The 12,237-nt window shown below is 55.8% G+C and carries 11 protein-coding genes; 7 read left to right on the forward strand and 4 right to left on the reverse strand.

Annotated features, from left to right (window positions below; genetic code table 11):
• Positions 1 to 297: 297 nt before the first annotated feature.
• Entirely contained in the window at positions 298 to 729 is a 432-nt protein-coding gene (locus G536_RS0101270) for a carboxypeptidase-like regulatory domain-containing protein (protein ID WP_022821763.1), read from the forward strand.
• Between the two features lie 163 nt (positions 730 to 892).
• Here G536_RS0101270 and G536_RS30140 read toward each other — a convergent pair whose 3' ends face one another.
• Positions 893 to 1,537 carry a helix-turn-helix transcriptional regulator gene (locus G536_RS30140; protein WP_022821764.1) on the reverse strand — a complete coding sequence of 215 codons (645 nt, stop codon included), beginning with the start codon at positions 1,535 to 1,537 and terminating at the stop codon, positions 893 to 895.
• Between the two features lie 367 nt (positions 1,538 to 1,904).
• On the opposite strand from G536_RS30140, the gene G536_RS0101280 reads away from it, so the two are divergent.
• The 3 genes from G536_RS0101280 (at position 1,905) to G536_RS0101290 (ending at position 4,778) form a co-directional block, all read left to right on the forward strand.
• Positions 1,905 to 2,993 carry a sensor histidine kinase gene (locus G536_RS0101280; protein ID WP_022821765.1) on the forward strand — a complete coding sequence of 363 codons (1,089 nt, stop codon included), beginning with the start codon at positions 1,905 to 1,907 and terminating at the stop codon, positions 2,991 to 2,993.
• Between the two features lie 179 nt (positions 2,994 to 3,172).
• Positions 3,173 to 3,676 carry a cupin domain-containing protein gene (locus tag G536_RS0101285; protein WP_022821766.1) on the forward strand — a complete coding sequence of 168 codons (504 nt, stop codon included), beginning with the start codon at positions 3,173 to 3,175 and terminating at the stop codon, positions 3,674 to 3,676.
• Positions 3,677 to 3,818: 142 nt separating this feature from the next.
• Positions 3,819 to 4,778: a cation diffusion facilitator family transporter gene (locus G536_RS0101290; RefSeq protein ID WP_022821767.1), complete on the forward strand. Its 960-nt coding sequence runs from the start codon at positions 3,819 to 3,821 to the stop codon at positions 4,776 to 4,778.
• Between the two features lie 45 nt (positions 4,779 to 4,823).
• Here the strand turns inward: G536_RS0101290 and G536_RS0101295 are convergent, their stop codons facing one another.
• Positions 4,824 to 6,158: an NAD(P)/FAD-dependent oxidoreductase gene (locus G536_RS0101295; RefSeq protein ID WP_022821768.1), complete on the reverse strand. Its 1,335-nt coding sequence runs from the start codon at positions 6,156 to 6,158 to the stop codon at positions 4,824 to 4,826.
• Positions 6,159 to 6,417: 259 nt separating this feature from the next.
• Between G536_RS0101295 and G536_RS0101300 the strand changes: the two genes are divergently transcribed.
• Both G536_RS0101300 and treF read left to right on the forward strand, forming a co-directional pair.
• Positions 6,418 to 6,822 carry a hypothetical protein gene (locus G536_RS0101300; protein ID WP_157530290.1) on the forward strand — a complete coding sequence of 135 codons (405 nt, stop codon included), beginning with the start codon at positions 6,418 to 6,420 and terminating at the stop codon, positions 6,820 to 6,822.
• Between the two features lie 148 nt (positions 6,823 to 6,970).
• A complete protein-coding gene (gene treF, locus G536_RS25710; RefSeq protein ID WP_169515023.1) occupies positions 6,971 to 8,500 on the forward strand; it encodes an alpha,alpha-trehalase TreF in 1,530 nt (509 codons plus the stop codon).
• Between the two features lie 82 nt (positions 8,501 to 8,582).
• Here the strand turns inward: treF and G536_RS0101310 are convergent, their stop codons facing one another.
• The gene (locus tag G536_RS0101310; RefSeq protein WP_022821771.1) at positions 8,583 to 9,428 is read right to left on the reverse strand and encodes a hypothetical protein; all 846 of its coding nucleotides are present in this window, start codon (positions 9,426 to 9,428) and stop codon (positions 8,583 to 8,585) included.
• A gap of 363 nt (positions 9,429 to 9,791) precedes the next feature.
• Between G536_RS0101310 and G536_RS0101315 the strand changes: the two genes are divergently transcribed.
• Positions 9,792 to 11,267, forward strand: a complete 1,476-nt coding sequence (locus tag G536_RS0101315; protein ID WP_022821772.1) for a pectate lyase family protein — start codon at positions 9,792 to 9,794, stop codon at positions 11,265 to 11,267.
• Positions 11,268 to 11,488: 221 nt separating this feature from the next.
• On the opposite strand, the gene G536_RS0101320 is transcribed toward G536_RS0101315, so the two are convergent.
• The gene (locus G536_RS0101320) at positions 11,489 to 12,061 is read right to left on the reverse strand and encodes a pseudouridine synthase (RefSeq protein ID WP_026879736.1); all 573 of its coding nucleotides are present in this window, start codon (positions 12,059 to 12,061) and stop codon (positions 11,489 to 11,491) included.
• Positions 12,062 to 12,237: the final 176 nt, after the last annotated feature.

A 12,237-nucleotide genomic window follows, 5' to 3' on the forward strand; every position in this document is an offset into this window, starting at 1 on the left:
AGACGAGTCGGGTTCGGCGTGGGCTGGCTATTCCTATCGGCCCGCACAAAGTAAAACACCTGCTTTAACGGAAATACCAGAGAAAGGGACAAGCTCTTGTGGCTAAGCCTAAGTTTGAAGCTAGAGGATAATGAATTGCCTGATTATGGGAATAATTTTATTGTATGTTGGCCTTAAAGAGGTTTTTTCAAGTTTTTTAGCATAGTCAATACAATTGTAGTTAATTTTAAACCAGCGAGATACGCGCTGTAGTGCGTGTGGGGTTTCAAGTAGTGTTTCATCGTGTTCTACTAGTTTATGTACCGTTTCCTGACCTTCCTTATTGGCTTCGGCCTGATGGCAATACCTGGTAAATTGCTGGCCCAGCAGACTACCACCACTGTGCCTGATTCTATGGAGCAGTCCAGCCAAATCAGCAGCTGTGAGTCGCTAACGGGTTTGATAACTGACGAAAACTACAAGCCCCTAACAGGGGCCACTTTACAACTTCAGGGTATCAATGATGCGTTCAGCACCAATTCCGAGGGGCGCTACATCATCATGCTCAACAAGCGGCCCATTCCGTTTCCTACCCGGTTGAAAGTTAGTGCGGCTGGCTATGAAACCCAGGAGTTTGCTCTCAATACCTGCAAGCCCACCGATGTGTCGCTCCGGCTGGTGCCCGGCACCATCTTCAAGCGCGACGGCCGCATCAAGAAGACCACCTCGACTGGTAAGATTAAGTACTAAGTAGCACGGAGTCGGGCAGTTGCTTATCCGGCAACAGGCTGAAAACAGCAAGCCCATTTCGCTGCCTGCGTGATACCAATCACGGCGCATAAATCATACGGCTCGGCCATGGCTGCTTTAGCCATGGCCGAGCCGTATGATTTATGCGCCGTGAGGATGACTGCTACGCCACGCCTACCCAGCCTTCGCGCATGGCCTGCATAACCAAGCCTACCAGGGTTTTGGCACCAGCTTTTTGCAGTAGCGCCCGGCGGTGGCTTTCTACGGTGCGCACGCTCAAACACAAATGGTCGGCTATTTCTTGGTTGCAGAGGTCGGCGGTTATTAGGCGCAGTACTTCCACCTCGCGCTGGCTGAATGGGGTAGGAGGCGTGAAATTCCGGCGAGTTGCTACCGTGCCAAGCATGCCGCCCGTAGCGCCGCTGAGCAGGGGCATAACTGTGGCTACCACCATAGCCGGTGTGGAGTTGTAGGGCAGTAGAGCGTTGGTATCAGGTTGGAGCAGATGCTGCCGGAGTACTGGGGAAAGGCGCTGGCTAGCAATAACCAGAATGGGCTGGCAACTGCGTACGTTGCGCAAGCGCTGAAACAAGGTCCCCAACGACGGCCCGGCCAGTGCACTATCCAGCACCAGCAGCGCGTAAGGCTGCTGCCGAAGTAGCGGCTCCAGCATGCAGGTGTCGGCCGTAACGCTGAAACTTAGGTCGGGCCATTGCTCGTGCAGCGTGGAAAGCAACCCTTGGCGATGCAAAGAAGGTGGTGCCGCTACCAGCACCGCCGCATTTTTCAAGCAGTCAGTAGGATTCATAGCACAAACGATAAAGAGTTGATAGAAAGCCAGGATACCGAAAAAGGCGACGAAGTATATAGCCGAAAGTAATATTAGATAAGGACTATGTCAATACCTACTTGTAGGTATATTACAGATGAGTATTAGATAAGTATAATAATAATGTAAAACAACAAGCCGATACCGCTACTTGTTACGCCACTAGTCGCCTGCCGAAAAGCCGCTGAATCGGGGAGGCTAGTTGCTGGGTTGCCCTGCCGAACCGCGCCTTGCCGGATTTATGGGATAGTCTGGTAACTTCACCGCTTTGGTGCCGTTTCGACTTTATGCGCAGTAAGCTCTACTGTGGTAGCCCTTACTGGTTTCAACGTTTCCTTGATTGGCGATGCCCGCTCCCATTATCGATTTTCAACACCTGCTGGAAGAAATACCGTCTGTTTTCTTCGTGTACAGCTTGTCCTTGCGGTCCTTTACCTATGTGAATGCCGCTTACGAGCAGCTACTGGGGGGCAACCCCAGCCAAGTCAACGATGAATTGCCAGGCCTGCTGGCGCGCCTGCACCCCGACGACCAGGATTACGCTGCTGACTGCTTCGAGCGGCTGGCAGCAGGGCTATTGCGCGAAGCCGTGCAAGTGCGGTTGGTTTCTGAAACCGAGCCGGAGCAGTGGCTGTGCGTGCGGGCCGCACGGCATCAAGCCCCCGATGGTACCCGCAGCATTACTGGCTTCATCGACGACATTACCGCCGAAAAAGCCACTCACCAGAACGCCGCGAAATTCAATACCAAGAAGAATTCCATCTTGGAAATTCTCTCCCACGACTTGGCCGGGCCGCTGCGCCTGATGCAGACCTTGAGCGAACAGCTAGGTGAGCAACTCCAAACCTACCCCGACCCGCGGCTGCACGAGTTAATCCGGATTATCACCACTACCTGCCGCGAAAGCACCGATTTGATTCATGATTTTGTGGACAACGAGTTCCTTGAATCATCGAATGTGAAGCTGAAGCGCGAGCGGGTGAACATGGTGGAGCGGGTAGGTATTATGGTGGATAACTACCGGCGTACCGAAGCCCGTCTGAACCTATCTTTCACCCTCGAAACTTCGGCGCCAGCTATTTACGCCAGTATCGACGAAAACAAGTTTATGCAGGTGCTCAACAACTTAGTGGGTAATGCCATCAAGTTTACCGCGGCCGGTGGGCATATTCGGGTGGGGCTGCACGAGCAGCCGGGCTACATTTTGGTGACCGTAGCCGACGACGGAGTGGGTATTCCGGAAGACTTGCAGGAAGGCCTGTTCGAGAAATTCACCAAGGCCCGCCGCCCTGGTTTGCGCGGCGAAAAAAGCACTGGTCTGGGCATGTCCATCATCCATACCATTGTGCAGTTGCACGGCGGGCGCATCCGGTTCGAGAGCGTCGAAAAACAGGGCACCACTTTCTTTATCGAGCTGCCTTTGCTGGAAGTATAGGGCTAACGGGCAGCACTACAGTAATTTGGCAGAAGCCAGCGGGCCGGCGCTGATATACTGGACCTTGGGCTTTCGTGCACCGGTTCGTTTATTGATTCAGGCAGGATACGTACTTTTGGCGCTGGCAAGGTGAGATACGCCCCGTGCAGTAGTGCCTTCATCCCATCATCAACCCGAGTATGAGTAGCGAAGACCAAAAGCAGAAGCTGTTTAAAGATATGGAGCAGCGCTTAACCCAATTGGGGTTCTCTATTGACAAGCAGGACCAAACCCGGCCGTGGGGTGGGTTTTTCGTGATTGACGAAACCCAGGCTCCCGCTTTTGCCGATACCTATTTCGAGGGAATGGCCCTGGAAGACCTGCGTATTTCCGAGAAGCTGAGCCCAAAAATCCTGATTGTAGCGCCGCAAAAGCGGCTTTCGTGGCAGTACCACCACCGCCGAGCCGAAGTATGGAAAGTGCTGCAAGGCCCTGTAGGAGTAGTAACCAGCGCCACCGATGAGGAAGGCGAAGTGCGGGTGTACGAGCCCGGCGAACTGATAACGCTCCGGCAAGGTGAGCGGCACCGCTTGGTGGGCTTAGACACCTGGGGTGTGCTGGCTGAAATCTGGCAGCACACCGATGCCACCAATCCATCAGATGAGGACGACATTGTGCGCGTGCAAGACGACTTTGGTCGCTAGGTAGCTGCCCCATAGCGCTGTTCTATGCCAGAACGCGCAAGGGAAAACAGTACACTGGCAGCCTTGCCACCCAGAAAACCGTACTAGCCGGAAGCGGATCAACCGTTTCCGGCTTTTGCTTTTCCCGTCTTCCCTTCGTTCTGTGTCCAACGCTCCTGTTCCTGCCGCCGAGCCACCAGCTTCTAAAGTTGCCATTATAGCGGCGCTGGCAGCTAATTTGGCTATTGCCGTCATCAAGTTCGTAGCGGCTGGCTTCACGGGTAGTTCCGCCATGCTGGCCGAGGGTATTCACTCGGTGGTAGATACCGCCAACGAGTTTCTGCTGCTGCTGGGTTTGCGCAAAAGTCAGCAGCCTGCCCACGCCGGGCGGCCGTTCGGCTACGGCAAAGAGCTGTATTTCTGGTCGTTTATCGTAGCCGTATGCATCTTCGCCATTGGGGGTGGCATTTCCATCTATGAGGGTATTGAGCATTTGCGCCACCCCACGCCGCTGGAAAATCCTACTTGGAACTACGTGGTGCTGGGACTAGCATTTCTGTTCGATGGGGCCTCGTTTCTGGTGGCGCGCCGCACGTTCAACGCTCAGCGCAACGGCCGCAGCTTCTGGGCCGCCTTCCGCAGCAGCAAAGACCCCTCTATTTTTGTGGTGTTGTTTGAAGACGCCGCCGACCTGATGGGCTTGATAGTGGCCTTTCTGGGAGTATTTCTGAGCCATCAGTTGCAGAGCCCGGCCCTTGACGGGGTAGCTTCCCTGGTCATTGGGCTGATTCTATTGGTAGTGGCCGGTTTGCTGCTGCGCGAAAACAAAAGCCTGCTGCTCGGGGAACCTGCTGAAGCCGAATTACTGCGCGAGGTGGAAGCCATGATAACCGCCGATGAAACAGTGGTAGCACTGGATGCTCCGCTGTCGTCGTACCTGAGCCCACACGAGATTCTGTTGGTGCTGCGCGTGGAGTTTCAACCGGAATTATCAGCCACGCAACTCACCGAAGCCATTAGCCGGCTTGATGCTACCGTTCGGGCGCGTTACCCCGATATTCGGCATCTGTTTGTGCAGCCATCGTTGGTGCCGGATAAGTCGGCACCCACAGCAATCAAGTAACTGCGGTGGTCTGCAGGTCGGCCGGCCAGTGGCACCAGGAAATAACTAGGCTGCTGGTTGGCTTTCTTTAGGAGTTGGTATTGGCTCGCGTCGGCCACCCATAATGTAGCGCAGGCCAGTGTTCTGGCTGAAGTAGTTCCAGGTCCAGTTGGCGAAAACGGTGAGGCGGTTGCGGAATTCCACCAACGCAATTATATGCACAAACACCCACATCACCCAAGCAAAAAAGCCCTGTGTCTTCCAGTCCTTACCCAGCAGCTTAACATCCGCTACAGCGTGGTTGCGGCCAATGGTAGCCATGGCACCTTTGTCGTCGTAGCGGAAAGGCTGTAGTGGCTGCTTCCGGATGATGCGCTGTAGGTTAGCGGCCAAAAGCCGGCCCTGCTGAATGGCAGGCTGCGCTACCATCGGGTGCCCCTCGGGGTACTCGGGGCTAAGCATGGCAGCAATGTCGCCAATGGCGAAAATATTGGCGTAGCCTGCCACCCGGTTGTAGGTGTCTACCTCGTAGCGGCCACCCTTGCGTAGGCTTTCCGGCTTGATACCATCAATGGGGGCCCCAGCAACGCCTGCCGCCCAAATAAGGGTGCGGGTAATCAGCTTCTCGCCAGTGTTCAGCGTCACGGTGTAGCCATCATACGACTTCACCCGGCGCTCCAGCATCACATCTACCCCGAATTTCTGTAGATATTCCAGCGCCTTTTGCGAGGCTTCCGTCGACATGCCTTTGAGGAGCACGTCGCCACTCTGAATCAGGTGGATATCCATCTGCCGGAAGTCAATTTCGCGGTAGTCTTTCGGGAAAACGTGCTTGCGCAGTTCGCTTAGCGCGCCAGCCACTTCCACCCCAGTAGGGCCGCCGCCCACAATCACGAAATCGAGCAGGCTGTTCAATTGCTCATCGTCGCCGATTTGCAGGGCCTTCTCGAAGTTCGATAGCACGGTGTTGCGCAGCGCTACGGCGTCTTCCACGCTCTTGATGGCAATGGCGTGGCGGGCCATCTGCTCGTCGCCGAAGTAATTGGTGGTAGCGCCAGTGGCAATTACCAGGAAGTCATAAGGAATCAGGCCGATAGAGGTTTCCACTACCTGGGTTTCGGTGTTCACGCACACCACTTCGGCCATGCGGAAAATCAGGTTGGGCTGCCCTTCCAGAATCTTACGAAACGGCGACACAATATCAGCTGCTTCCAGGCCAGCGGTGGCCACTTGGTACATCAGCGGTTGAAAGGTGTGGTAGTTCTGTTTGTCCACCAATACCACTTGCACGTCGGCTTCACGCAAGGATTTGGCCAGTTCCAGCCCCCCGAACCCACCGCCTACAATCACCACCCGCTGTTTGCCAATGTGCTCGATTTTGGCTAGTTCCTGATCTTCCATTGAAGCTACGCATTGAAATACACTAGCTGCTTACTTAAAGCGCAGCAGAATAGTTATTGAATCCCTCGCACAGCCGATCAAGACATCGGTATTGTAGAGGCAGCAGGTGCTGCTTATATTGTTTCAGATATATTTACAGCGGCTGAATTAGAGAAGAGCACAGAAACACAATCGTGAATTGTGTATCTACATCAACCGGTGAACTATCTTTACTGCAATTCAGGTGCGGCATGAAGTAATGCCGGCCAGTACGTGTTTTATGCAGCTGCGCTATCTTGTTGTTAATGAGAATGTTTCTATTGCCTACGATGCTATCAACGACTGGCTGTATGTAGATTGGCAGGGAGAACACACGCCCGACACATCGTACGATACTTGCTGGCTGATAGTGAAAGCGCTACAAATGCAGCCTTGCAGCAAAATTCTCAACGACAACTCCAACATCACCTATACAACGGCCGAGCTGCCGGAATGGGGCCGGCTGTGGCTGCGTGATATGGAAGACGCCGGGTTGCAGTATATGGCGTGGGTGCTGCCGTTCAACGCTCCCAAGTTGCAAACCACTGACCTCACTGCCCGGCCTTTTCGGAAGCCACTGGTGGTTACCTTCTCAGACGTGGCTTCGGCGTTTGAATGGCTGCACAAGCAGCAGCGGGAACTGTAGCACTAAGCCATCAACCCTGGCAGGAAAGAATGGTCGGGCTGAATAGTTGGCCGCTGCCGAGCCAGTTTTCGTACGCACATCAGACCCACCTCATCCTGATCCTGTGCGACACGCATTCTTACTTTTTCTGTGCAGCTGCTGGCTGCAAGTGGCTGCTCAGCTGCCACCTACGCCTCGGCAACTTTATCCGGGCTTGTTTGAAGCCGTGCAAACCAGCCAGATTTTTCCCGACAATAAAACGTTCGTGGACATGGTGCCGCGCAGCCCGCGCGATTCGCCAGCCAGCATTGTGGCCGACTACCAGCGGCAGCGTACCCAGCCTAGCTTTAGCTTGGCGCAGTTCGTGCAGGCCCGCTTCCAGTTGCCCACCACCGACACTACCACTTACCGCAGCAACGTAGCTGCCGGCTTGCGGGCCCACCTCGATACGCTCTGGACGGTGCTGCGGCGCCAGCCCCAGGATTCAGTAAGCCGGTACTCGTCGTTGCTGCCGCTGCCCCGGCCTTATCTGGTGCCGGGTGGGCGGTTTCGGGAGGTGTATTACTGGGACTCCTATTTCACGATGCTTGGGTTGCGCGAAGCCCGCCGCCTCGATTTGGTGCGCAGTATGACCGACAATTTCGCGTATCTGATTAACCGCTACGGCTTCATCCCAAACGGTAACCGCACGTATTACCTGACCCGCTCGCAGCCGCCATTTTTTGCCCTCATGGTGCAACTGTTAGCGGAAGAACAAGGCGACACGGTGCTACAGCGCTACCAGCCGCAACTGCTGCGCGAGTACGCCTACTGGATGGCCGGTGCCGATTCGTTGAAGCCCGGCACTGCCACGCGCCGGGTGGCCCGCGTGGCGGGCGGCGAGCTACTCAACCGCTACTGGGACGACAGCACCCTGCCCCGCGAAGAATCATATGTAAAGGACGTAGAGGCAGCGCGGGGTAGCAAACGCCCCGCTCAGCTTTACCGCGACATTCGGGCCGCCGCTGCTTCCGGCTGGGACTTCAGCACGCGTTGGTTTGGGCCGGCCGGTACGTTGGCGTCCATTCGGACCACCGAGTTTGCTCCTGTTGATTTGAACTGCTTGCTGATGACCTTGGAGCAAACCATAGCTCGCTCATATAGCACGCAGGGCCAGCGTACTGAGGCTATTGCCTGGCAGCGGAAAGCCGAGCAGCGCAGCAAAGCCATTCAGCGCTATTGCTGGAACGAAACTGCCGGTTGGTTCACCGACTACGACCTCGCGCAGCGCCGGCCTGCGACCATCCGAACAATGGCGGGCGTGTTTCCGCTGGCTTTTGGCGTGGCTACTCCCACCCAGGCCAGCCGAATAGCGAAAGGGCTCAACACCGATTTTTTGAAAGCTGGCGGTTTGCTGACCACACTCAACCGTAGCGGCCAGCAATGGGATGCTCCTAATGCGTGGGCTCCTTTGCAGTATTTGGCCATACAGGGCCTACGCCGCTACCGCCAACAGCCCCTAGCTGATACCGTTGCTATCCGCTGGATACGGTTGAATAATCGAGTGTTTCAGCAAACCGGTAAACTGCTGGAGAAATACAATGTGGTGGATACCCACCTGCCCGCTGGCGGAGGGGAGTACCCGCTGCAAGACGGCTTCGGCTGGACCAACGGCGTGCTGCTGAACCTGTTGAACAAGAAAGAGCCGGAAAACAACTAACGCTTTCCGGCTATTCTATAATCTGCCTACCAATTTTCAAGGTGCTCCGGCACCCGCTGACAAACGAGGCTAGCTGAAGTTGCTACTGTCGCTCGTTGCTGCGAGTGGTTTTGTAGAGGTACCAGCCTTTCGTGATGGGCCGCACTACAATAAGTCGGTCGGGATGCATGGCGGGTACTTCGGCGGGCGTGGGTTGGTAGAGTAGCCCCACGGTGTTGTCGATGCGGCCCCCGATGATGAACTCGATGCAGGTATTGCAGTCGGTGTCGTGCTGGGTGACGCGGCTGATGTAGAGCTTCCGCAGTAGCGCCCGTACCTCCGGGTCGGTGTTGGCGGCTTCTTCGCGGGCCGTGGAGTCAGTGGCCACGAAATACCGGCGTGATTGAATAAGGCGCAACACCTTTTGAAAACCGGCCTGATGGCTGGTGAAATGGGTGGTGATGTCGGCATCAGAACCAATCCAGAGGCGGAGGTTGCCTACCGTGAAGGCATGGTCGGCATCGGGGTGCTTTTGGTTGTACTGGGCTATTTTCGCTTCGGGCATGGCCGTTAGCAGCTTTAGCATGGGTGGGCCAAGCTGGGTCATGGCCAAACTACGGATAGCTTGTAGCTTCCATTCGTTGTCGTCCTTGGCAAAGTGCAGGTAAAAATCGTTGCGGCTCACCGAATCGCGCAGCTCCACGGCTACTACGGCTGTGGTAGGGTCTTGCCGAAGTAGCTCGCAGCTACGCCGTAAAGTAGGTGGAATTTGCTGGCCGAGGGTTTGGTTTTTGGCTTGTTGCTGGGCTTCGCAACAGAGGTATTCTTTCATTTGGGGCCAGCCATCGGTATCAACAAACTGCTGAGCAATTTGCAATGGCTGCAAGGGTGCCCGCGCCAGCACCACCTGCGAAACACACAGTAAAAAGGAAAAAAGAAAATACTTCATTGAATAAGCTAAAATAACTGGCTGTCAGCCATTAGGTAACAGCTCTAATCCTGGAAGGTAAGTGAAATGCCGGTATGCAAAGGCAGCGCTACGAGTAAGGAAACACTGCCCAAGCTTACTCGTGAAAGGTATAGTCAAACAGCGCTACCGGGGAGACCAGTCAACTACCGAGAAGGTTGCTGGCGGGCTGTAAATTCCAGGTTGTGGTTCTGCTGGCAACGTTGCCGGCATCGATTGCGCAAAGAAATTCTGGGTTAGATGTTTGCCTGGCTAAGCGTTTTGGTAATATCAGGTTGAGGGTACCGGATTTGGCCGCCCTGTCACCCGGGCTTGTTTTAGGCTGTACCCGTTGCTTTTCAGTTTATGCGCTTCATTCACTTACCTGGCAGTTCCCGCCGCACTTTGTATGCTTTTTTCCTGCTTGCTGGCCTTGGAGCAGTGGTTGTAAGTGGTGCCACACCGGCTGCCACCCCGCCGCTGGCCTTTCCGGGGGCCGAAGGTGCGGGCCGCTTCACTTCGGGCGGCCGTGGCTCGGCAGCCGTGCCCACCACCGTGTTTGAAGTGACTAACCTCAACGACGACAACCAGCCGGGTAGCTTGCGCTACGCCCTCACCAAGGCAGCTCCGGTCCGCACGGTGGTGTTTCGGGTGTCGGGTACCATTCACCTCACGGCGCCCCTCACAATCAGCAAGCCCAACACCACCGTTGCGGGTCAAACCGCGCCCGGCGACGGTATTTGCCTGGCCGATTACCCGGTAAGCGTGAAGGCCCGCAACGTTATTGTGCGGTTTATGCGCTTTCGGATGGGCGACCGGTACCAGAACAAAGGTCAAGTGGACGGTGGGGGCGGCGACGACGCGTTTGGCGGGGTGCGCAACAACGGCCTCATCATAGATCATTGTACCATGAGCTGGTCGACGGACGAATGCTTTTCGGTGTATGAGGGCGACAGTACCACCTTGCAGTGGAACCTGATGAGCGAGCCGCTCAACTACTCGTACCACTTCGAAACTGGCGATAAAGACTTTGAGCGGCACGGCTACGGCGGTATCTGGGGTGGGCAGCACGCCACTATGCACCACAACCTATTTGCCCATTGCAACAGCCGCACGCCTCGCTTCAATGGCAGCCGCTACACCCACCCGGCCGGCTTCGAGAATGTGGATTTCCGCAACAACGTTATCTACAACTGGGGCGAAAACAACGTGTACGCTGGCGAAGGTGGCAACTACAACATCGTAAACAACTACTACAAGTACGGCCCCAACACCAAGGAAAGCGTGAAAACGCGAGTGTTGAACCCCTACAAGCTGGAAAAAGGCAGTAACCCGCTGCCCTACGGCAAGTTCTACCTGAGTGGCAACTACGTGGATGCCAGCGCCGACGTAACCCGCCGCAACTGGCGCGGCGTAACTATGCAGGATGGTACCGCCGCCGACACCGTGCAGGCCCAAGCATCTGTGCCTTTCAACATGGGCTCAGTCACGACGCAGACGGCTGCTGAGGCTTACAAAGCGGTGCTGCAACACGTAGGCGCCAGCCTACCCAAGCGCGACACCCTCGACCAGCGCATCATCCGCAACGTGGTCAACCGGACGGGTCGGTTTATTGATGTGCAAGGCGGTTACCCACACGGCACACCCTATGAAGTGTCGCAGAAAGCATGGCCGGTGCTAGCCTCCAAGCCCGCACCCGCCGATACCGACCACGACGGCATGCCCGACGCCTGGGAAACGCGGCAGCGCCTCAACCCCAAAGACCCCACCGACCGTGCCAAAACCAACGCCAGCGGCTACACGATGCTGGAAGTGTACCTGAATAGCTTAGCTGCTTTTTAGGGCTTAGTACTTGGGTCGTTCTGCCATCTATACCAAAACAACCTATAGCAGCTTCTTAAACAGCATATTCAGTTTCGGTTGCTCCGGTCCGACGGCTTTTCGGCCGTCGAACCGAACCTCGTCTGCTAGTCAGTAAGAACGGAGTCCCACGACCGGTCGGTCGGCCGAAAGGTCGTCGGGCCAGGTATGCTGGTTCTGAAACTGCTTTAAGATACTACGCGCTAAAAACTGGCCACTTCTTGCACTGCGCCGGGAGTTAAATCACCGAGTTGAATGCTGCCGATGCGCATTCGTACCAGCCGTAGTGTAGGGAACCCAACGGCGGCCGTCATTTTGCGCACCTGCCGGAACTTGCCCTCCGTAACCGTGATGCTCACCCAACTGGTGGGGCCGTGCCTGTCGGAGCGGATGTGGCGGGTGCGGGCAGGTAGGTCGGGCGGGGCAGGCAGGCGGTAGGCGGCGCAGGGTAGGGTCTGGTACTTGCCTTCGGAGAGGCCGATTTCAACGCCCTGTTGCAACTGCGCCACGGCTTCGTCGGTGATGAGGCCGTCCACTTGAGCGTAGTATTCCTTTTCCACGTCTTTGCGCCGGATTACCTCACTCACGCTGCCATCGGTGGTAAGTAGGAGCAGGCCCTCACTGTGCTCGTCGAGGCGGCCAATGGACATGGTGCCTTCCGGGAAATCGTGCAGCTCACCTAAAAAGCGCTTTTTGCGGGCTTCTCGGGCGTTGTTGCTCATAAACTGGCTGAGGTAGCCGTAGGGCTTATGCACAAGAAAATGACGGTGGAGCATGAGCAGGGCCAGCAATTCAATCAAGTAACAGCTGCCGTTTAAGCAGCCTGCAAAGAATCCAAAGGTACAAAGGCTGCCGGTGCGTGTCTGCTCGACGGAAGCTTGGGTGCTAGTAACCACAGGGGGTAGCTTGCTCTTATAGGTATTGGCAAGTGAAACAAAACGCCGTTATCAGT

It is taken from the genome of Hymenobacter norwichensis DSM 15439 (assembly GCF_000420705.1).
Lineage (GTDB): Bacteria > Bacteroidota > Bacteroidia > Cytophagales > Hymenobacteraceae > Hymenobacter > Hymenobacter norwichensis.